This window comes from Microbulbifer mixtoriginis (SeqCode), from assembly GCF_052466865.1.
The window spans coordinates 4,854,544-4,875,452 of the sequence record NZ_CP174293.1 but is presented as its reverse complement, the minus strand read 5'-3'; the positions used below and the strand labels follow the sequence as shown (position 1 = coordinate 4,875,452).

At 46.4% G+C, this 20,909-nt stretch carries 19 protein-coding genes; 13 read left to right on the top strand and 6 right to left on the bottom strand.

Features of this window, described 5'->3' with window-relative positions:
• Positions 1–5: 5 nt before the first annotated feature.
• Positions 6–1,232 carry a hypothetical protein gene (locus tag ACJJJA_RS21715; RefSeq protein ID WP_444903357.1) on the bottom strand — a complete coding sequence of 409 codons (1,227 nt, stop codon included), beginning with the start codon at positions 1,230–1,232 and terminating at the stop codon, positions 6–8.
• Between the two features lie 225 nt (positions 1,233–1,457).
• Here ACJJJA_RS21715 and ACJJJA_RS21710 point away from each other — a divergent pair, with 225 nt between their 5' ends.
• From ACJJJA_RS21710 to ACJJJA_RS21685, 6 genes are read left to right on the top strand one after another with little or no spacing between them, the layout of a single operon-like run.
• Positions 1,458–4,073, top strand: a complete 2,616-nt coding sequence (locus ACJJJA_RS21710; RefSeq protein WP_444903356.1) for an HzsA-related protein — start codon at positions 1,458–1,460, stop codon at positions 4,071–4,073.
• 3 nt (positions 4,074–4,076) lie between these two features.
• Entirely contained in the window at positions 4,077–4,967 is an 891-nt protein-coding gene (locus ACJJJA_RS21705) for an SH3 domain-containing protein (RefSeq protein ID WP_444883053.1), read from the top strand.
• Positions 4,937–5,590, top strand: a complete 654-nt coding sequence (locus ACJJJA_RS21700) for an outer membrane beta-barrel domain-containing protein (RefSeq protein ID WP_252083674.1) — start codon at positions 4,937–4,939, stop codon at positions 5,588–5,590. Before ACJJJA_RS21705 ends, ACJJJA_RS21700 begins: the two co-directional genes overlap by 31 nt.
• Positions 5,591–5,625: 35 nt before the next feature.
• Positions 5,626–6,102, top strand: coding sequence for a TlpA family protein disulfide reductase (locus ACJJJA_RS21695; protein ID WP_444883052.1), 477 nt, complete (start codon positions 5,626–5,628; stop codon positions 6,100–6,102).
• A gap of 4 nt (positions 6,103–6,106) precedes the next feature.
• Positions 6,107–6,325, top strand: coding sequence for a DUF4266 domain-containing protein (locus ACJJJA_RS21690; RefSeq protein WP_020414172.1), 219 nt, complete (start codon positions 6,107–6,109; stop codon positions 6,323–6,325).
• On the top strand, positions 6,312–7,472 hold the full coding sequence (locus ACJJJA_RS21685; protein WP_444903355.1) for a DUF3570 domain-containing protein: 1,161 nt from the start codon (positions 6,312–6,314) through the stop codon (positions 7,470–7,472). The genes ACJJJA_RS21690 and ACJJJA_RS21685 overlap by 14 nt, the downstream gene beginning before the upstream one ends.
• Before the next feature lie 77 nt (positions 7,473–7,549).
• Here the strand turns inward: ACJJJA_RS21685 and ACJJJA_RS21680 are convergent, their stop codons facing one another.
• Positions 7,550–7,867, bottom strand: a complete 318-nt coding sequence (locus ACJJJA_RS21680) for an antibiotic biosynthesis monooxygenase family protein (RefSeq protein ID WP_444903354.1) — start codon at positions 7,865–7,867, stop codon at positions 7,550–7,552.
• Positions 7,868–7,871: 4 nt separating this feature from the next.
• The gene (locus ACJJJA_RS21675) at positions 7,872–8,204 is read right to left on the bottom strand and encodes an NIPSNAP family protein (RefSeq protein ID WP_444887444.1); all 333 of its coding nucleotides are present in this window, start codon (positions 8,202–8,204) and stop codon (positions 7,872–7,874) included.
• Positions 8,205–8,290: 86 nt separating this feature from the next.
• Here ACJJJA_RS21675 and ACJJJA_RS21670 point away from each other — a divergent pair, with 86 nt between their 5' ends.
• The 6 genes from ACJJJA_RS21670 (at position 8,291) to ACJJJA_RS21645 (ending at position 16,058) form a co-directional block, all read left to right on the top strand.
• The gene (locus ACJJJA_RS21670; RefSeq protein ID WP_252083669.1) at positions 8,291–8,977 is read left to right on the top strand and encodes an ArsR/SmtB family transcription factor; all 687 of its coding nucleotides are present in this window, start codon (positions 8,291–8,293) and stop codon (positions 8,975–8,977) included.
• Positions 8,978–9,150: 173 nt separating this feature from the next.
• A complete protein-coding gene (locus tag ACJJJA_RS21665) occupies positions 9,151–9,774 on the top strand; it encodes a GDSL-type esterase/lipase family protein (protein ID WP_444903353.1) in 624 nt (207 codons plus the stop codon).
• Between the two features lie 141 nt (positions 9,775–9,915).
• The gene (locus ACJJJA_RS21660; protein ID WP_444903352.1) at positions 9,916–11,307 is read left to right on the top strand and encodes a pyridoxal phosphate-dependent decarboxylase family protein; all 1,392 of its coding nucleotides are present in this window, start codon (positions 9,916–9,918) and stop codon (positions 11,305–11,307) included.
• Positions 11,308–11,493: 186 nt separating this feature from the next.
• Complete coding sequence (locus ACJJJA_RS21655) at positions 11,494–11,835, top strand: hypothetical protein (protein WP_252083666.1); 342 nt, start codon at positions 11,494–11,496, stop codon at positions 11,833–11,835.
• A 65-nt stretch (positions 11,836–11,900) separates the two neighbouring features.
• On the top strand, positions 11,901–12,836 hold the full coding sequence (locus ACJJJA_RS21650) for an alpha/beta fold hydrolase (RefSeq protein WP_444905270.1): 936 nt from the start codon (positions 11,901–11,903) through the stop codon (positions 12,834–12,836).
• A 1,380-nt stretch (positions 12,837–14,216) separates the two neighbouring features.
• Positions 14,217–16,058: a VCBS domain-containing protein gene (locus tag ACJJJA_RS21645; protein WP_444903351.1), complete on the top strand. Its 1,842-nt coding sequence runs from the start codon at positions 14,217–14,219 to the stop codon at positions 16,056–16,058.
• A 316-nt stretch (positions 16,059–16,374) separates the two neighbouring features.
• On the opposite strand, the gene ACJJJA_RS21640 is transcribed toward ACJJJA_RS21645, so the two are convergent.
• A complete protein-coding gene (locus ACJJJA_RS21640; protein WP_444903350.1) occupies positions 16,375–17,151 on the bottom strand; it encodes a DUF2884 family protein in 777 nt (258 codons plus the stop codon).
• A 197-nt stretch (positions 17,152–17,348) separates the two neighbouring features.
• Between ACJJJA_RS21640 and ACJJJA_RS21635 the strand changes: the two genes are divergently transcribed.
• Entirely contained in the window at positions 17,349–19,742 is a 2,394-nt protein-coding gene (locus tag ACJJJA_RS21635) for a zinc-dependent metalloprotease (protein ID WP_444903349.1), read from the top strand.
• Positions 19,743–19,808: 66 nt separating this feature from the next.
• On the opposite strand, the gene ACJJJA_RS21630 is transcribed toward ACJJJA_RS21635, so the two are convergent.
• A complete protein-coding gene (locus ACJJJA_RS21630) occupies positions 19,809–20,633 on the bottom strand; it encodes a transglutaminase domain-containing protein (protein ID WP_444925252.1) in 825 nt (274 codons plus the stop codon).
• Positions 20,634–20,637: 4 nt separating this feature from the next.
• A complete protein-coding gene (locus ACJJJA_RS21625) occupies positions 20,638–20,868 on the bottom strand; it encodes a DUF350 domain-containing protein (protein ID WP_252083660.1) in 231 nt (76 codons plus the stop codon).
• Positions 20,869–20,909 lie beyond the last annotated feature (41 nt).

The window sequence follows — 20,909 nt, the reverse complement described above, 5'->3', positions numbered from 1 at the left end:
TGTTATTAATCTCCCGCGCAATAAACCGCAGTATCGGCGTATACCTGCTTCAGTTTGTAACCGGAGCTGCTGAAGTTGTTAGTGATGGCTTCTATACGTGCACGATCATTGGCATCTTCAGGATCACGCAAACACACCTGGCGAAATACTTTAGTGACTTGGCAGCTGGCGAAAGCACGACTGTTGGCCAACTCCTCACCGAGAGACTTTGCCCCATTACCGCTACCGGATAGGGCACTATTCCATCCAAGATGCAGGTTGGGGCCCTCACGCCAATAGTTGTCCCAGCGATCGTCGGGAAGCTGGTATCCGTGGGGAAAGTTTGCCGCATTAATGTGGTTTTTAGCTTTCACGCGACTGCCGGTTTCCGGATCTGTATCTCCTGCATCGTTATAGTCGAGTGCCCCGTTGTTGCCCTCTGGGTCATTGTCTGCATCGTAGACATAATCGTAATAGGCGAAGGCTTGGGCCATAGGGTCCATACCGCTGTGACAGCTGACGCAGTTGTTTTGAAATACCCGGCTATCCCCCCCTGGACTGCGACTGACATCCTGGCGAATTCGATCCGGTGAACGTGTGCTGTCTTGCACCTGCTCCATATCCCGGCACATATGGTTGAGCATGGTAAAACGGAACATGGCGCGGTTGGTGCCAGCACTAAAAAAGGCCTTTGCTGCGGCACGACTGGTAATCACACCGGCAGTAGCATCGGCCGGAAGCCCATTAAGGGAAGACTGACTTTGTCTGGTGAGATTTTCTTTCAGGGAATAACCACCAGCTTCCAGAGCTTCGTAGTGATTATTGTTGCTGGTACTGTAACTTGGCAGCCCGGAGACATTTCCGGTATACAGAATATTTGCTGACAGTAATTGGCGAAAATCCATATCGTCCCGGACCATACCAATAACGGTTGCGCTGTAATCATTTAACGGCGCAAACACATCCTGTTCCTCGTTAGTCCAAGGTGTGGCCAGGTTTTTCAGGGTCACATTGTAAAAGTCATCGTGTTGCATTGCCGTATAGGCAGCACTGGCAGGATCGCCATTGGCGATGTCCTCGGCCATATCCAGCAATACACTTTCAGAGGGAATTGTGCCGGTGATACGGCTGTGAATTTGCAAAGCCTGATCCTGAGGGGCCGCAAGGGCTGGGGCACTCCAAAGGCCGGCCCCGATTATTGCGCCTACCACTGTGAGCTGGATCACACGCGCTCGAGACGAATTATTTTTCATTGGTTTATTTTGTCGATGGGGTCAGTGGGGTATGTCAAGGCATACTAAAAGCGAATTTCAGGACTGTCAGAATGACTTTTAATATTTGCGTCCCAGTTGGCAAACTTTTTGTGCGCAACTTGCGAGAATTACCCTCGGCGGTAAAAACCGCACACAGAAATAATGAAGGGCCTTCTGCAAATATTACCGGCATGTTGCTGGTGCCTATGCTGGGTAGAAAAAATAATGAAATCTTTGCGTGCAGTGCCACTACTACTGTTGGTGGCTGCTTGTAGTGGTGGTGGCGGTTCCTCTAGTAGTGGGGAGCAGGCGGAAGATCCTGTAGTGGTGGATTACCCTATTGCCTTCGTGCGTCGCCAGCTTAATAAGGATGATGAAGGAGCCCTAGAGCAAGATAACCAATACCAGCCCCAGGATTTTTTCCCTGGTGCTGAACTGATTCTGAAAGATCGTGCTACAGCAAGTGCTGCAGAGACAGTAATTACCGCAGAAATTTTTACCGGTGATTACGATGTTAAAGATCTCAATACCTCCGCAGATGGACAGCGTTTGGTATTTGCCATGCGCGCACCAGAATTAGAAAATGTTGATGACGATGAACAGCCTACCTGGAATATTTGGTTATATGATCTTGAAACCAAAGAGCTGAAAAGAGTCATACAGTCCGATCTGATTGCGGAGGAAGGGCAGGATGTTGCCCCGGCATTTTTGCCTGATGGGCGTATTGTATTTTCCTCTAGTCGCCAGCGTCGTGCCCGCGCTTTGTTATTGGATGATAATAAGCCACAGTTTTCTGCCCTGACAGATGATCAGGATGAGCCCGCTTTTGTTTTGCATGTGATGGAGGCGGATGGCAGTGATATTCGTCAGATCTCTTTCAATCAGAGCCACGATCTCAATCCCACAGTACTGAATAATGGACGTATCCTGTTTAATCGTTGGGATAATGCCGCCGGTGTAGACCGCTTAAGCCTATATACCATTAAACCGGATGGTAGTGACTTATCTTTTCATTATGGTTATCACAGCCAAGAGACCGGCACTGAAAATTCACTAGCCAGTTTCTCCAGGCCGCGTGAAATGCCTGATGGCCGTTTACTGGTTAACCTACGTTCGCCTTCGGGAGTAAGTTATGGCGGCGATCTGGTGGCTATTGATGGAATCAATTACAGCGAAGCCTATAGTGAAGCCGGCGGTGAGGGGGATCTGGTTGGTCAGGCCTCTATCGCCTTTGCTGAGGTCACAACTGATGGAACCCTCTCTCCCCATGGCACATTCTCCACAGCTTGGCCTTTCTACGATGGTACCAGCAGGTTGTTGGTATCTTGGAGTGAATGCCGCATTGTGGAGGAAGAGACGGAACTGCTACGACCCTGCCCAGAAACCTTAGGGGAAGAAGAGGAACCGGTATTAGCTGATCCTCTTTACGGCCTGTGGATTTATGACTACGTGGCAGGTACTCAACTACCTATTATCGTCGCGGAAGAGGGTGAAATGATTTCCGAGGGGGTGACACTGGAGCCCCGCACGGAGCCGGCTTATATTCCCGACCCAATTCCTGGAATAGACGTAGATGGCGATCTAGTGCAGGAATCTGTGGGTATTTTGGATATCCGTAGCGTCTACGATTTTGATGGTGAGGATATAGCGGGAATAGAAACTCTCGCTGATCCTGCTATGACTACTGCCGATGAGCGTCCCGCACGTTTTCTCCGTATTGTAAAAGCTGTAGCGATCCCAGATGACGACACCCTGGACTTTGACGGTTCGGCTTTTGGTCGCAATCGCAGTCAGGGTATGCGTGAAATCCTGGGCTATACGCCTATTCAACCGGATGGTTCGGTACGGGTCAAAATACCTGCCGATACTCCCTTTGCAATTTCAGTGATAGATGCCGAGGGTAAGAGAATTTTTGAACAACACAATAACTGGTTACAGTTACGACCCGGTGAGGTACGCAGCTGTGTGGGCTGCCATACCAGTGAGAGTGAAGTGGCTCATGGTCGCGTTGATATGGAGCTGGAATCTGCCTGGAGTGGGGCTCCTACTTCAGCGGCGCCATTTGTAAATACCGAGCCTGCATTACTGGCGGAAATGGGTGAAACCATGGCGCAGTTATTGGCTCGGATTGTTGGAGAAGCTGGATTAAAAGGGGATATACACTTTTCTGATGTCTGGACCGATCCAGCAGTTCGCGTTAAAGACACTGATATTTCTCTGGCTTACGCTGATTTATTGACTGAAATCCCCGCTCCATTAGCCTGCCTGGATAATTGGGGGAGCAGTTGCCGCAGTGCTATTCATTACGAGCAGCATATTCAGCCAATCTGGGATCTGCCACGTCAAGTTGTAGATAATACCGGTACGGTAATTAGTGATAACACCTGTACTGCCTGTCATTCACCAGTAGATGCCGCTGGTGCTACACGAGTTCCCGCCGCGCAGCTGGATCTGACCGCAAGCGCGTCTTCTGTGAACGATGCTTGGTTTACCTCCTATGCTGAACTACTAGTTGATAGCCCGATATTGGATCTTGTCGGTGGAATTTTAACTCCACGGCTGAGGCAGGAGACGGATAACCAGGGCAACCCGGTATTTGAAACTGATGAAGATGGTAACTTGATTCTCGATGTCAATGGAAATCCTATACCGGTGATGATCGTTGTAACTACTTCTTCTGTCATGGCTGAAACTGCGGCAGAAAGTGCTTTTTTTCCTATCTTTTCGACCGGTGGTGCGCATACGGGACTCTTAAATCCGGCCGAACTACGTTTAATTGCAGAGTGGCTGGATATCGGCGCTCAGTACTATAACGATCCTTTTGCGGCACCGGCTGACTGATCCATGTCTATTTTAAAGAAATATCTTTTTATTTTCCTGCTGTTCGGAGCCAACTTCCTTTCTTCCTTTGTATTTGCAGAGGAAGTTGGCGTAACACAGGCGAACGAGAGTCTGAAAGTCGGTGAATCTTCGGGAGATATCTCTGAGGAATTTCTCACGGTAGAGGAAAAATCAGAAGCGGTAATTCCAACTGCGATTAATTTGGTCAGCAAGATACCGGATGACGCAGAGCAAGTTACCGTTGGTAATGCATTTATCAATATGTATCGAGGTCCTGGCCGCGGTTATCCGATTTTTCATGTGGCTGAATATGGTGAAAAAATTTGGCTGCTTAAACGTCGTACTGATTGGGTAAAGGTATTGGCTGCGCACAATAAGACTGGCTGGGTACGAGTTGCGGATTTGCAAGACATTTATGGTGAGGAGGGTGAGCTGGTGCGGGTTTCCCTTCCCGATTTTAGAAATGTGCAGGCGGGTTTCTTTTATCTGGGCTTATCCTATGGCGATTTTGCCGGAGCTAATTCCTTGGCGACAAGAATCGGTTACCAATTTACCTCTAATTTAGCTACCGAATTGCGTGCTACTCAGGCTGTTGGTGAATTTTCAGATAGCCAGGTTTATCAAATGGCAATACTGCATCAGCCGTTCCCGCGTTGGCGATTATCCCCCTATTTTCTACTTGGTGCTGGTCTAAATATCACATCACCTAACGCAACCATTATTGCTACGGAAGATCGTCAGGACACAGTAATGCTGGCAGGCATAGGCATAAAAACGTATCTATCGCGCCGCTTTGCCATAAAAGCGGAATACACAAACCACTACCTGCTCACCTCGCGGGAAAATAATCAGGAGATAGTCGAGTGGAAACTTGGTTTCGACGTATATCTGTAGGCACTGCAACCCTATCCGCGCTGTTCAGTGCTCAGGCCTGTGTCGCCCAGCAAGGTGAAGACGTTATTGCAGATATTGTCGTTTCAGACTTGGAGCGTCGAGAGGTACGTGATGCACTGATCGACAGTGAAAATATTGAATTGGGCATCTTTGCCGGAGTTATCAATGTAGAAGACTTTGGATCTAATGCCCTCTATGGCACCTCTGTTTCCTACCATATTACTGAAGATATCTTTATGGAAGGCACCTATGCGCAAACTGAGTTGGGTGAATCCAGCTTTGAGCGTTTAAGTGGTGCTGCTCCTCTGTTGACCGATGAGCAAAGGGAACTTAGCTATTACAATTTCTCTTTGGGTTGGAATATTTTTCAAGGAGAGTACTTCATTTCAGATGATTGGGCATTCAATACGGATTTTTATCTGGTGAGCGGTGCCGGCAATACCTCTTTTGCAGATGAAGAGCATTTTACCTACAACTTTGGTGCTGGAGTGCGCTTGTTGGCTAATGATTGGTTGGCATTACGCTTCGATGTACGTGATCACGTATTTGAACATGAATTATTTGGTGAGGCACAATCCACTCATAATTTGTCTACCCAATTAGGTTTTACTGTATTTTTCTAGTTTTTTTAAAAGAATAGTTAATAAGGATTTTTAATATGTTACGACTCGTTGCTGCTTTTATATTACTAATATCGTCGATAGGTATTAGTGCCGCAGAACCCTCCCGAGATTTTACGCTGGCTTCTAACCAAGGCGCCAACCTGCGCCTGGCGGAGCAGCGCGGTGAAGTAATTATGCTGAATTTCTGGGCATCTTGGTGTGGGCCATGCCGTCAGGAAATGCCTTTACTAGATCAGTTGCACGAGCGTTATTCCGCCGCTGGATTCCAGGTTTGGGGCGTAAACGTAGATGCACATCGATCTGATGCAGAGAAATTACTGGGAAAAATACCGGTGGACTTCCCCATCTTATTCGATAGCACCAGTGAGGTGAGCAAAATGTACGGTATTGATGCTATGCCGAGTACTGTTTTTATCGACAGAGATGGCAATGTTCGCCATATCCATAAAGGCTATCGCGATGGCGATGAGGCAGCTTATAAGAAAATCATTAAGGAATTAATCCGGGAGTAATAGAATGTTGCGCTACTTGTTGCCGCTGTTGGCGGTATCGCTATTCAGTGGCTGCACAGTAACGCCCTGGGTGGCTCCTTATGAGCGTCAATATCTGGCGGACCCGATTATGGGTTTTGAGAGAGATCCAGTTGCCGCCAGCTATATGAACCATGTTTATGAAGCCCGCGAAGCGGCCAGGGGAGCCGAAGGTGGTAGTGGAGGCGGATGTGGTTGTAACTAAGTTGTTACGTTATTTCTTTACAGTAGGGTTATTTTTGCCTACTTACGCTTTTGCTGCCGTGTTACCTGAGGAGCGAGCTGATAATCTGTATCATGCCTATAGTGGTGGAGGGGTAACCATTGATGGCCCTTCAGTGTTAATTCGAAAGAATATCGGCAACAATGTTTCCTTTTCTGCTAATTACTATGTGGATATGATTTCTGGGGCCTCTATTGATGTGGAGGCAACCGCGAGTGAATATTCTGAGCAACGAGATCAATATTCCCTCGGTGCAGACTACTTGGTAGATAAAACAACAATTAGTGTTGGTTATACCAATAGCTCGGAGAATGATTATGAAGCAGAAACAGTTGCTTTTGGTATCAGCCAGGGATTCTTTGGCGACCTAAGTACTATTGATCTTCGTATTAGCTATGGTAGCGATGATGTATATCGAAACGGTGATGAAAATTTTGCTGATGAAGCAGAACATCGTCGCTATGCTCTCAGTTGGAACCAGATACTTTCACAAAAGTTGATTGCTGAAGTGGGCGTTGAGACGGTCTCCGACGAGGGATTTCTCAATAACCCTTACCGCAGTGTACGCTACTTGGACCCAGCTTCTGGTACTGGGTTTAGTTACCAGCCTGAACTCTACCCAAGAACACGCAACAGTGATGCCGTTTCTATCCGGGCTAAATATCGGCTGCCTTACCGTGCATCATTAAAAGGGGAATATCGCCGCTATGCGGATAGCTGGGGAATAACGGCGGATAATGTCGAGTTCCGTTACACCCACCCACTGAAAGAGCGTGATGAATGGATTTTTGAAGGTAAGATACGCTATTACCAACAAACCAGTGCCGATTTTTATAGCGACTTATTTCCCTATCTGAACGCCACTAATTTTCGCGCGCGAGATAAGGAGATGAGTAACTTTACCACCTTGGCCTTTGGTTTGGGGGTTTCCTATGAGCTACCGCAGCGTTGGTCTTTATTCAATCGAAAGAATAACATCAGTTTCTACTGGGATCATATTCTATTTGACTACGAGGATTTCCTCGATGTTACGGTGCATGCTGATAGTACGGCTATTACTCCGGGAAGTGAACCTGCCTATAGTTTCTCTGCGAATGTTATTCGTCTCTTCTGGACTGTGCGCATTTGATATTTTAAAACCCCCCTCAATGGGAGAGTATGCTCTCCCATTGAGGATAGTGGTTGAATTTGGAAGAAAAGAGCCAATTACTGATCATCGGCTCGATGAATATCGTAATCCTTTATTACTGTGGCAATCCGTATCCGGTAGTGATCAAAGAAACTGACTCTACCCAATTTCTGAGCTTCCCGATGTTGGTTCTGGCGCTTCCAGGATTGTACGGCTTGCTCGTCCCGCCAAAAAGAAAGTGAGAGAAAGTTGTCTGGGTAGTTGAGGCTCTGGAATCTCTCCACCGAGATAAATCCATTTATATTTTTGAGATACTTTCTCAGTTCCCGGGCCTTGGAAAAGTAGACTTCTTTGCTGTCATTTTTAGGTTTAACTTCAAAAATTACCGCGATCACCAGTTTATCCTCCCCTCAAGCGTATATAAGTAGATGGAACTGCTGTAAGGAATGAGCGCTTTTCCTCCAGGATAAATTGTTGATTTTGAGCAAATAGAAAATTGTCATGGCCACCTTCCGATGATTTCAGTCGTATTCTATATTTCTCATAGCTCGCCAGACTATCGAAACTAATCAGGCCAAATGCACGGTTATTGGTGCCTTCATAGGGTAGAAAATAGCCTATTAGCTCTCCTCCACATTCAGGGATAATTTTGCCCCAGTTCTCCGCATACTGTCTAAATTTATCGAGCTGATAGGGATTAATACGATACTCGATAAAACAGGTGATCGTCATAGGTTTTGCCTCTGTTTGGAATTCATTGCATTCTATGACACTAATTTTTTTATGCTTCGATCTACAACGAACTATCTGGTGTGTCTATGGAGCCTGATATATCTCTGGTGGCGGGTTTGATTGGTGATAAGACTCGCTCGAAAATGCTAATGGCACTGATGGGTGGCAAAGCTCTGACGGCAACTGAGTTGGCCTGTGAAGCTGATATCAGTGCTCAGACAGCGAGTACGCATTTATCCAAACTCACCGAAGGGGGTTTACTGGTGGTGCGTAAACAAGGGCGTCATAAGTATTTTCAATTGCGCGATTATGAGGTAGCAGAGTTACTAGAGAAACTACTTAATATCGGTAGTACTCCGATGCAAGGAAGTATTGATACTGGTCCTAAAGACCCCGATGTTAGGAAAGCTCGAATTTGTTACGATCACCTGGCAGGAAGTCTCGGCGTAGCCCTATACGACTCTCTAGTGGCAGAAAGTGTCATCATCGAAGAATTTCAGAGTACGAAATTGACTGAAAACGGCAAGAAATTTTTCCGTAATCTAGGTGTTGATATTGGTGGATTGAAAAATACTCGGCGTCCATTATGCAAGTCTTGTCTAGACTGGAGTGAGAGGCGCAATCATCTGGCTGGCACCCTGGGTCAATGGATATTAGAGGATGCATTTCGAAAAAAATGGGCACGAAGGAGGGTGGATTCTCGTGTGATCGATTTCTCGAGCCTTGGGCTTAAGAAATTCCTGCATAACTATCGAATATCATTTGATTGTTGAATCTTGGTGCAGGCGGTAAGAGGGTATATTAACCGCCTGTTAAATTATAAATTTAATGCTATTTTGAATGGCGGCTCTTTAAGACCTTGTTTCATATATTGTTGGAGCTCTATTTTTTATTGGTGATGACCTCTAGCGAATATATAAGTTAATTTACCTTATAGGTTATTCCTGTGAATAGAAGAGTACCCAAAAAAATCGCTTTTATTGGTTCCAGTTCTATCTATGGTCGAGGTGATACCGAGTTGGGCGGTTTCGTGCAAAGGATTCGTTTCCGCTTCGAACCTTTGAATCCCAAAAACCTAGTCTACGCCCTGGGAATATTTGGTGAAAATGTTGTATCGCTTACTCAGCGGGTATCATTGGAACTTTCTGTGAGAAGGCCACATTTAATAGGGCTTTACCCCGGTTTTAATGATATTTGTCGCATTGGTGGGGCAGAAGCACAGAATACGGTAACTCTAGATTTTTTTCGTCAAGCGATGTTAGAGCTACTGCAAGCATCTAATTCGATTGCCCCCAGCTTTGTAATGACGGGTATTCCTTTCGATGAGCAGAGAACAACGCCTTATCGTGACAGTGATAGTTATTTCTTTCGTAAAGATGCACAGCTTTATAGTCAGGTGGTGAGAGAAGTTGCCTTTAATGAGGGAGTCCCTGTGCTGGATTTTGAAAGTTTATGGTGCGCACTTGAGATTATTCCACTGCTTTCTGAGGATGGTCTCCATGCTAACCCGGCTGGGCATCAGTTACTTTGTAAGCAAACCTGGGATTTTATTTCGAGAAATTATTTATAGAATGCCTACTTTGATTAGATATGCGTTGAAGTTCTTTCAACGGTTTATATCTGATCGATATTTTTAATTTTTGTTGCGAAATTTCCATTGTCGCCTAAGAATGTTGAAGAAATTTGATAAAAGGAAGTATGAGGTGGATAGATGGGAAACAATAAAGTCACCAGTAATTTAGAATCGTTGAAAGCTCTATCTGAGGCAGCGCGGTGTGCTGAGGAGTATATTTCTGGTATTCGAGAACAAAGAGTCAGCCCATCATCTTTGGAGTTGGCTGAGTTGGAAAGATTAAACTCCTCCCTGCCTAACAAGGGACAGGATGCTCAGCAAGTGATTGCAGATCTCCATCATTACGCCTCCCCCGCCACTGTGGCGAGTACCGGTGGTCGCTTTTTTGGTTTGGTGGTTGGAGGTTCCACACCTGCGGCAATGGGGGCCTCTATTTTGAATGCGGCCTGGGACCAGGTAGCGGTACTCGAATCATCGGCACCATCGGCCATTTACTTGGAGCGAATAGCCGCCCAGTGGCTGCTGCAATTATTAGCGTTGCCAGAAGAAAGTAGTGTTGGATTTACCACTGGTTCCTCTATGGCAAACATGGTGTGTTTGGCTGCAGCGCGCAACCGTCAATATGAGAGAATGGATATTGATTTGGCGAGAACGGGGCTCGCCGGAGCCCCACCGCTGAGGATTGTCGTCTCTGCAGAATCACATGTCACAGTGCATAAAGCCCTTTCGATTCTCGGTATTGGCAAGGATCAATTGGTGAAGGCTCCTTGTGACAATCAGGGCCGTGTGCGGGTGGACACTTTTCCCGAGCTGGATGAAACCACCATCGTGTGCTTGCAGGCAGGTAACGTGAACTCTGGTCATTTCGACCCCTTTAAAGAAATTATCCCGATGGCCAGGGCGGCCGGGGCCTGGGTACATGTAGATGGCGCCTTTGGCTTGTGGGCGGCGGCATCACCCAAGCAGCGGCACCTGACTGCGGGAGTGGCGTTAGCCGACTCCTGGGCGGTGGATGGGCACAAATGGCTAAATACACCCTACGATTGTGGTGTTGCTATCTGTAGTGAAGCCCAGATGGTACATCGTGTTATGACTACTCAGGCGCCATATTTACAGGCTGGGGTTCAGGTGCCACCGAAGGATATGGTTCCCGAATTTTCCCGCCGTGCCCGAGGTGTTGAAGTCTGGGCGGCAATTCAGGAGATGGGCAGCGAGGGGGTGGCCGCTCTGGTGGAGCGGTGCTGTGGATTTGCCCGTCAGTTTGCTGATGGACTGGCCAAATTAGGCTTTGAAATTCTCAATGAGGTAGTGCTGAATCAGGTAGTGGCCAGTATCAATGACGAATCCGCTTTGCAACAGATTGTGCGTATAGTGCAGGAGGAGGGTGTGTGCTGGTTTGGTACTACTGTGTGGCAGGGTAGAGTGGCGCTACGTCTCAGCGTCTCGTCCTGGGCAACTTCGGCAGAGGATATTGCTTTGTCACTGGATTCTATTCGCCGAGCAATGGAACAGGTGCTTGAGGCCAAGTGATTCTAATTCCCGCTTGGAGAGATCAACTTTTGGGCGTTGCCACTCTGTGCGGTGGCAATACTGACTAAGCGTTGTGCTAGTTTCCCCTAGAGGATTCAGAACTCCACTGCTGAATGCAGTCTATCCTTCTGGTTGGCCCATGAATTTTAAAGTGGGTTGAACTGAGAACATTGGCGCATGGAGCAGATGAGCGATTACCCTAGAGCACTGGAAATCACCTTCGATTCGGTGCGCAATGTTGGCTTGGCTGCAGCCTTGCTGGGGGCCGCAGCGGTGATTATTCAGGCTCCCTCTCTTGCATTTAATCTCAATTGGTTGGCCTATACCGAAGCGGCACTGCTGGCTGGCTTATCTGCAGTATTGCAGTTATTAAATCTTGGCGCCTGGTTTCTGTCTATGCGTCGTCTGGGCTATAACCGGTTTTGGCTTACCCTGGCCGGCGGCCTATTTATGATTTTATTGATGCACTTTTATGTGGCTGTTGCTTCGACCAGTCTTAAAGGACTGACTTTCACTTCGATGAATTGATCCTTTATCAGATCACACCGTTTTTATAGACAAGCAGCACGGGCCAGGGAGACCCTGTCGTGAGTATGACATTCTGGATTGTTTTAATACTTTTACTGATTTTTGTCTGGTTACTGGGGATCGCTTTTTTTAGCCCAAATCTGAACCGTAATGAATTGTCCAATTTTTCCTACAACCAGTTGGCTTTTGCCGATGGTTTCTCGGTGAATTATCGGGAAGTTGGTAGGGAGGGGCGTCCGTTGCTGTTGTGCTTTCACGGTGGTGGTGATTCCTTAGGGGGGTGGGGAGAGTGGGCAAAAGTTTTGGCTAGGGATTACCACCTGATATTGGTGGATCTCCCTGGCCATGGGCTCACAGATCCCTTGCCGGGGGGCACCTATACCCCCAAACACCTGGCGGATTTTATTGGGCGCTTCATTGAGGCAATGGGCTTAGAAAAGTTTGTGTTGGTTGGCCATTCCTTTGGAGGCAACGCAGTATTGCGATACTTGATTGAACATCCCGATGCTGCAGAGGCTGCCATCTTGATTGCACCGGGTGGTTACCAATGTGGCAAGGGGTTGGAAATGCCTCCGGCTATGGCACGATTTATACTTAGTCACTGGGGGCGACGCTTTGTCTCTCATCTGGGTAGCCGTGGGTTGCTTAGAAGAATGTTAAAAGCACGGTTTTTCTACAACCCAGCGGCGCTGCCTGAAAAAATGGTGGAACGTATCTACCTCCTCTCCCGTTATAAAAAAAACCGGGGAACAGTTCTTAATTTGGTGGCTAATGCCACTGTAAATTTTCAACCACTTAACGGTCTTGAAAATATCAAGACTCCCACTCTGTTTATTTGGGGTGCGGATGACCACATTATTCCCTTGGAGGTGGGTCGCTATTTTTCAGGTAAAATATCTGGCAGTCAATTGATAGCGTATGAAAATATTGGGCATATGGTTCATGTTGAAAATGCAAAAACCAGTGCCGATGATGCAATTAAATTTATCAAAGGGTTGTAGTGATTTTTGCTAAAGTGAAAAACAACAAAAAATTTAGTGGGTGCCTACCTGGAATTTATATTTATTTTAATGGTAGATTAAATATCCACTTGGATTGTTTGCCTGCTGAAGTTCAGTTTTTGATAAGAATAAATAAAAAGTTAAAGGTGAAATATATTTGTACTAGATGCTGGCAATGTTGGAATTGGAGAAAGTTCTTCAGTTAATCCTATTAATTTTCCCCCATCGCAATATGGCCCAAGACTTGGATTGGCTCAGTAAAGTATTGGTGCTATGAAAGCTATGGATATGTTTGGGATAGTGAATTTTGTCATGCGGAGACGCGTGGTTATTAGGCACCGCTTTGTCATGGGGGAATCCGCTATGCGGGCTGTACTGTGGCGGAATGCGATAATATTGTTGTTTCTAGTAATCCTACCTATAACAATGGCGCACATATTGTGGTGTGTAATTATTTTTCCTTGGTAGATAAAAGACACCGTATTTCATTAGTTAATGGTTTAAGCTGTGAAGATTTTAGAATCTGCCAGAATTATGCTGTTTGCTCTTGCGTTGACAATATGTGTACAGGGGGAGAGCCAAAGATTGGAATGTTTCAGAAAAAAATAATTTTGTAGATCATTATGGCGATGGTTTGGATGGAGGTATTGTGCCTTGGATTGTTTATAACCCTTGGCGACCATCACTACAAGTGACTGAATTTAAATATAGTTTAGCTGACAACAAGATAATTTACCCTGGATTTAATATATCAAGAATGGTGGTGTGCATCACTATAAGATATTTCGTGATGAGGATTTCCTGGCAGAACTCGCCGTCTAAGTTACAGTGATTTAGAAGCGAAATAATACAAACTGTCGCTATAGAATAATTGCTGTAGACCATGCTGGATAAGAGAGGCCTTCTGGTTGTCTGGATATGCTCCCTGAATAAATTGAGAAAGTGCTTGCCTTAGGTTAAGTAAGTTAAAGGTAAATAAGTGCCAATTTTTTATGAGGTCTAAGCTCTCTTTATAATGTGAGCATGTATCGTTTTTGTTTTCTTTTTGAAAGTGAAAGCTCTTTGAAATTTATATGATATCTGTATACCAAATGAGTTTATAAGTTGAAGGGTTTAATTAAAAGCTAAAAGTTTTCTATCTATTTATATTTTTTTAAAGGTGTGCATTTGATGAGTAAGATGTGTGGGTGGGATCTCTATTAAGCAGCGTTCTTTTTTCTCGTTCATGTGATTTATCTTTTTCTATTGTTCGTTAATTGGAAACAAAGTTAAGCCAATATTGAAACAATAATATCTAATAGATTTCACAGAATAGAGGGCCATCATTAATATAATCCGCCGGGATTTATACCAAGCACAACTATATTCACCGAGACTGATATGAGTGAGCTATTTAAGCTGATCACAGCTATTTCTTTATCCGCATTTCTGGTTGCCTGTGGGGGGGGCGGAGGCAGCTCTGATAGTGAGAAAGATAATAATCCTGGGATTATTGATAATAATGGCAGTGGGACCTCTGATCCCGATCCCGATCCCGATCCTGATCCTGATCCTGATCCTGATCCCGATCCCGATCCCGACCCTAGCCCCGATACTATTAGTGGCGGTGAAGGTAGCGTTAGCGAGGATAATGAGACGTCTACCTCTGGCAAGTTGATTGATAGCGTTGATGCCGAGCAAACTTTTGGAAGGCTTAACGAATGGGGAAAATACGGTCTGCTTGATGTTTCTCTTGATGGTACCTGGAGCTATACCCTGGATGCGGGCCTGGCTGACCCCTTGAGCGCTGATGAATTGGTAATTGATGAATTTATGGTTGGTGTTGGAATAGGTGATGACATCACATTAATTACTATTCAGGTGACAGGTGCGGATGATGCTTACACTTTTAGCCCTGAATCCCCTCTTGCTACTTTACTCGTGGGGAGCAGTGAAGAAGCCAAGGGTACTCTGAAAATCATAGATGTCGACAGCAATACCCCAGGATTTGTTGAGAGTAGCATTGCTGGGAATTATGGTGATTTTAGTATTACCGACGTCGGTGACTGGAAATATACCTTGAATGACACAGCGCAGAGTCTCAGTTCAGGGGATGCGGTCACAGATACCGTCACTTTCACATTAACTGATGGTGCTGAAAAATCTGTTAATTTTTCTGTTGTTACTGTTGACCCTAATGGCAATGGATCCTTTGAGCTCTCTTTGGAACAAAAGCGCGTAATGCTGGATACCCACAATGAGTATCGCCAAAGGTGTGCTATGGGAGAAGCTGGAGAGGGTAACGGCCCAGAGAGTTCCGGTAATATGCAGACACTTTTCTGGGATGAGGCTTTGGCCAAGATGGCGAAGGAGAGAGCTTCTGCGTGTTATTTTGGACACTTCAATGAAGCGGAGGGAATTAGGCAATCTTTCGATAAAGTTAAAGATGAAGTTTCCTTTGTGTTGCCTGCAGGTAATATTGAAATTGGAGAGAATGTTTCAATCAATATTTTTAATCCGCCGGCATCGCAATATAGCGCTGAAACATGGGCTGGTTCAGTTGAATCCTGGTACGCTGAAAGTAATTCTTATGATTGGGATATGAAATTTTGTCATGATGAAACATGCGGACATTGGGCTCAGGTATGCCATGGAGAAACCCGCTATGTAGGCTGTGCTGTAGCGGAATGCGATAGTATTGTTGGTTCTAATAATCCTGCCTACAACGATGGCGCACATGTGCTGGTCTGTAATTACTTTCCTTCGTTGAATAAAGGTGATATTCCTTTCACTGATGGATATGGATTTAAAACTTGCAGGACGTGTCTTAATTATGACCTTCCTTTCTGTGTAGACAATATGTGTACCGGAGGAATAGCCAAAAACTGGAATGCTTCTGAGAAGAAAAATAAGAATATTGATCAATGTACCGATGGCTTAGGTAGGGATATAGTACCCTGTAATTATGGTAACCATCCTCCACCCGCTCAAGTTACGGGGTTCAAATATACGGTCTCTGATTGGCAGGTAAATTTGTCCTGGAATGAAACCATCAGGAATGGTGGTGTGCATCATTATAATATCTTTCGTGGAGAGGAACTTATAGATAAAACGCGTCAATTATCCTATAGGGATTCTGATGTGGAGCAGGATGCTACTTATCGATATAAAATCATTGCGGTAGACCATGCTGGTCAGGAAGGCTTGCCTGCTTATTTGGATGTAAGTACTAATTCAAATTAGTGAAGAGTAAAAGTTAATATGATTTGAGGGCGGGGGAAGCCAATATATGGTGGAGTTCAAGCTCTCAATTCATAATTGCTTAAAAATTTTACTGGCTTAATAGTACTTTTATATTTTTACTGTTGAGTGTTGACTGGTTATTGCATAAAAAATAATTTTAATGGGATGTTCAAGTTGGATTTACCTACAGAATATTTTCAAGTGCTTCCTCATTAGATGAGGATGGTCTTTGCTTTTTATAGCAAATCGAGGGAGTTTTCCTTAGATAAAAAAGGGCCGCATAGCGGCCAGGTTTGGGGGGATAAAAGAGGTAGAATTATTTTATTTTAACCAAGTCGTAATCACCCAATGCGGGCACTGTCAGGTGAATTTTTGATTCCAGTCGGTCGATGGATTGCAGGGAAGCACATAGCTGCTCCGCAGTGTGTTCAATTTGCTCAGCGCGTTGTTCCAGTAGTTCTTCCGCTTCCTCGGTAACACGCTCTTCAATACTCTGACCGCCAGTGAAGGCTGCTTTGAGTGCGTGCCAGGCAATAGTTCCTGCGGCATCCTTGGCCAAGCGTTCGATGCGGGGCTCAAATTCTTCAGAAATCGTCTCGTCGATAAAGTTACCAATCTCAGTATCGCCGAGATAGTAGATTTCTCCCTCGCGATTGAGACGGTCTTCGGTGCGCTGGATTAAATCTGCAGAGAACTGCTTAAGCTCCTGATTTTCAGGATGATCTGGCCCGGCCAGGGCGCTAATAGCAATAGATAAGCCATCCATAGCGATATCTACGGCCTCTAAAGTGACTAGTAAGGTATCACGGCCGGCTGCATGCAGTTTTTGGCGATATTCCTGTAACAGCTCTTGTTGTTGATCATCCAGGGTGATCATGTCTCCATTTACTATTAGCTGTGCAGGTGAGTGGAAAGACACCAATTGCTGCTTATCGCTATCCTCGTGTATTTCGAAAAAATCGGACCCCACTTTTACGGTGTAATCCAGGGTGGACTCACAGTTGTCAGTATCGATATGAATGGACTCAAGTGCCATAACTTGGCTGGCTCCACCCAGGCTGATCAGGGCTGATATCGCAAGTGGCTTCCACATATTTATATCTCTGTATTGTACCTTTCCCATTGAGACGAGGTAGGGGCTGTGAATAGATGCAGAGAATAGGAAAAAAATTGCAGGTTATTTTTTATACAGATCGGGACTTCTCTAAGTGCTACCCTAGGCCGCGGTCCAATGCGGTGATGGTGCTGCAGGGTATTGGCTCTAAATAATTAAGAATTGGGGGATGGCAAATGTCATTCAGCAGGCAGTTGATGGCTTTGTGCTTAGTGTTGTTAAGCACAGTGGCTCGGTCTGGGGATATCGCCGAGTACACGGCGGATATGCGCAAGTACAGTGGTTATCACGATTTCTACTGGGATGAAAACAGCGGTCGGGTGCTGTTGCAGATTGATGAGTTTGAGCGTGAACTGCTGCTTCTCACTGGTCTGGCCCAGGGGCTTGGATCCAACCCTGTGGGTCTGGACCGCAACCAGATAGGCGAGAGCCGTTTGGTTAAGTTCCAACGTGTGGGTAACAGGGTGCTAATGCACCAAGTGAATGCCAACTATCGCGCTGAGTCAGAAAACCTGGCAGAACGCCGCGCGGTGGAGGAGGCTTTTGCCTCTTCTGTGCTCTGGGGCTTTGAAACCTTGGCACAGGAGGGTGGCGTTGCCCTGGTGGACTTTACGCCTTTCCTGCTCAGCGATCAGCACGGTATTAGTGCTCGCTTGAAACAGGCGGAGCAAGGCAATTACTCTGTGGATAAGTCCAAGTCTGCAATCTACTTGCCCCGCACCAAAAATTTCCCCAAGAACAGTGAGTTTGAGGCTCAACTGACTTTTTCTGGTAGCAAGCCTGGTAAGTATTTGCGTGAAGTGGTGCCAACTCCCACTCTGGTTTCGCTGCGTCAGCATATCTCTCTAATAGAGCTTCCTGATAAACAGTACCAGCCGCGGGTATTTCACAGCCGCAGCGGTTATTTCCCCTTCACTTTCCGTGATTACGCTACGGCAATTGACCAGCCTCTGGATCAGCGCCTTATCTACCGGCACCGCCTGGAGAAAAAACCGGGTAGTGATGAAGTGGTTGAGCCTATTGTTTATTACGTGGACTCCGGTGTGCCGGAGCCTGTACGCAGCGCGTTGGTAGAGGGAGCCAGTTGGTGGAACCAGGCTTTTACTGTAGCCGGTTATAAGGATGCCTTCCGCGTGGAAATCTTGCCGGAAGGTGTAGATCCGCTGGATGTGCGTTACAACGTAATCAATTGGGTACACCGCTCCACCCGCGGTTGGTCCTATGGGTATTCTGTTTTTGACCCCCGTACCGGCGAGATTCTCAAGGGTAATGTAACTCTGGGCTCCCTGCGTGTACGCCAGGACTTTCTAATCGCCCAGGGGCTTTTGCAGCCCTATTCCGATATATCTGCTAATACTCAGGCCTTGCAGGCGATGGCGTTAGCTCGAATTCGTCAGCTGTCTGCTCACGAAGTGGGGCATACCCTGGGTCTTGCGCATAATTTTGCCGCGAGTGCCGTAGAGCGCGCTTCCGTGATGGATTATCCGGCGCCGCTGATTGCCCTGTTGGACACCGAGCTGGATTTCTCCGAGGCATATGCCACTGGTATTGGCGATTGGGATAAGTTAGCAATTCGTTATGGCTATGGAAACAGTGGGGAGGAACAGTCCTATCTGGATAACATCATCGAAGAAGCGGAGAAGCAAAAGCTGCGCTTTATTTCTGACCCCGATTCCCGCGCGATAAACAATGCTCATGCAGCCTCTCATTTATGGGATAACGGCAGGGATCCCCTGGAAGAGTTCAGCCGTTTGACCGAGCTGCGCCGCCATGCTCTGGATAATTTCTCTCGCGCGGCAAATCCCAAATCCGCGCCTCGCTCTGACCTGGAGGAGACCCTGGTGCCAGTTTACTACGGGCATCGCTATCAGGCCGAAGCCGTGGGCAAGTTGATTGGTGGGCTGGATTACGATTACTTATATAACGGCGCTGAGCAGAATAGCTACACGCTAGTACTGGCTGAGCGCCAACAGCAAGCCATGGATGCGCTAGTTGAAACTCTGTCGCCAGAATTTTTGGCATTGTCAGAACAGGTTCTTCAGCTAATTCCCCCCAAATCCTATGGTTATGAACGCACCAGGGAGAGTTTCCCCTCTCACACCGGTGTTGCCTTCGACGCAGTGGCTTTGGCCGAAGCAGCAGCGGGTCACACCCTGTCGATCCTGATGGACCCACAGCGGGCGGCACGTATGGATCAGCAGAATGCACGTAGTAGTGAAATTCCCGCATTCGATAGCCTATTAGAGAGGCTTACGACGGGAGCTCTAAATAATGAACAGTATTCCGGTTTACACGCGTCAATTCACCAGCGTATCAACCATGTATACATCCAGAAGCTGATGCTGCTTGCTAGTGATCGCACTGCCGCTGAATCGATACGAGCCAAGGCACAATTACAGCTGGCCAAATTCCAATTGGCACTTGGGCAGAAAAAATTATTTGGTGAAGATTCGCTGGGATACAATGCCCATTATTATTTCCAAGCCAAACGCATTGAATCTTTCATGCGCGGTGAACTTGAAGTAAAAGCCGGGGACATTAAAGCGATGCCACCGGGCTCACCAATCTGAGTCTTGTCGCGTTTGAGATTAAGCCTGAGATCACCCGGAATAATTGCCGGGCGATCCCAGGCAAGATCAGCTGCGAATGAACTGAGATTTTTTTATCCAGTGACTGCCGCGATACTTTCTCGTAGAGGCGGAATTGCGTTTTGCCCAGAAGAAATGGCGATTAAACTGGAACTCTACTTCATAACCTTCTGCCAGGGCTGCCAATGGCATCGCTTGCCAGCTGGTCTGACGCCGCTTGCTGGTGGCTTCCAGTAGGTACTCCTGGCCATCCAATATGGCAACTACCCAGGCGTGTCCCTGGCCTTTGTGTGTCCCTAGTGCTACTCGCGCGTCCACGCCCAGCTCAATCAGCCAGTCGGCCAGTAAGATGGCATGATCTTCGCAGTCGCCGCGCTTTTGATAATAAGCCTGACGGGATGTCTGCCAGATATCGGAAAGTCCGGCATACTGCAGATGGTCGTACTGATACTCCTTTTGCATCGCCAAAGTATATAGCGGTACCCAAAGCTCGCGGGTTTGGAAAGGCTTGAAGCCCACCAGGTAGCTATTGGCAAAATGGTGCTGTTTATCCAGCCCTCTTGCAGTAGCTGTGACTGCCTCCAGCCCTTGCCAGTTCCAGATGGAAACCTGTGCGCTCTCCTCAAGAGAACGCTTGGCCACTACCTGTTGGATTGTTTCTTCCGATAGTGGATAGCTGGTACCCACTACTCTTACCACCCCATTTTGGCGATCTATGGTATCAGCGTTAGTAGAACCATAGGCCCTACTTGCTGAATTGAGGGGCTGCTCCGACGAAGGTTTTAATTCAGGCTCTTGAATTGTATTGCGTAGAATTTCTGGCAGTGTTAACAGCACAGAGAAAATAAGCAAGGGGACAATCCCTTTATACACGTTTTTACCCTTTCAATCCGAAAGAAATAATGATGGCAACAAAAATCAGAATTGTGGACGCAAAGATAGAAACTGCGATATTGCCATTTTTCAATTCACCTTCGATGTCTACTGTACGTAGCAGTTTTTTGTCGATTGTTATTAAGGCGATTATTCCAATAAAAAGAGCCAAAACTGTGTAGATTAGGTTGATGCCGAGATTGAATAGTGTTGCGGTTATAAATTCTAATTGCATATTTTTATTTCGATAAATCAGATTTAAATTTTACCGATTAT

Coding starts and splice junctions, on each gene's coding strand:
- ACJJJA_RS21715 (WP_444903357.1), bottom strand. CDS start 1,232: ATGAAAAATAATTCGTCTCGAGCGCGTGTGATCCAGCTCACAGTGGTA.
- ACJJJA_RS21710 (WP_444903356.1), top strand. CDS start 1,458: ATGAAATCTTTGCGTGCAGTGCCACTACTACTGTTGGTGGCTGCTTGT.
- ACJJJA_RS21705 (WP_444883053.1), top strand. CDS start 4,077: ATGTCTATTTTAAAGAAATATCTTTTTATTTTCCTGCTGTTCGGAGCC.
- ACJJJA_RS21695 (WP_444883052.1), top strand. CDS start 5,626: ATGTTACGACTCGTTGCTGCTTTTATATTACTAATATCGTCGATAGGT.
- ACJJJA_RS21690 (WP_020414172.1), top strand. CDS start 6,107: ATGTTGCGCTACTTGTTGCCGCTGTTGGCGGTATCGCTATTCAGTGGC.
- ACJJJA_RS21675 (WP_444887444.1), bottom strand. CDS start 8,204: ATGACGATCACCTGTTTTATCGAGTATCGTATTAATCCCTATCAGCTC.
- ACJJJA_RS21670 (WP_252083669.1), top strand. CDS start 8,291: ATGGAGCCTGATATATCTCTGGTGGCGGGTTTGATTGGTGATAAGACT.
- ACJJJA_RS21660 (WP_444903352.1), top strand. CDS start 9,916: ATGGGAAACAATAAAGTCACCAGTAATTTAGAATCGTTGAAAGCTCTA.
- ACJJJA_RS21655 (WP_252083666.1), top strand. CDS start 11,494: ATGAGCGATTACCCTAGAGCACTGGAAATCACCTTCGATTCGGTGCGC.
- ACJJJA_RS21650 (WP_444905270.1), top strand. CDS start 11,901: ATGACATTCTGGATTGTTTTAATACTTTTACTGATTTTTGTCTGGTTA.
- ACJJJA_RS21645 (WP_444903351.1), top strand. CDS start 14,217: ATGAGTGAGCTATTTAAGCTGATCACAGCTATTTCTTTATCCGCATTT.
- ACJJJA_RS21640 (WP_444903350.1), bottom strand. CDS start 17,151: ATGTGGAAGCCACTTGCGATATCAGCCCTGATCAGCCTGGGTGGAGCC.
- ACJJJA_RS21635 (WP_444903349.1), top strand. CDS start 17,349: ATGTCATTCAGCAGGCAGTTGATGGCTTTGTGCTTAGTGTTGTTAAGC.
- ACJJJA_RS21625 (WP_252083660.1), bottom strand. CDS start 20,868: ATGCAATTAGAATTTATAACCGCAACACTATTCAATCTCGGCATCAAC.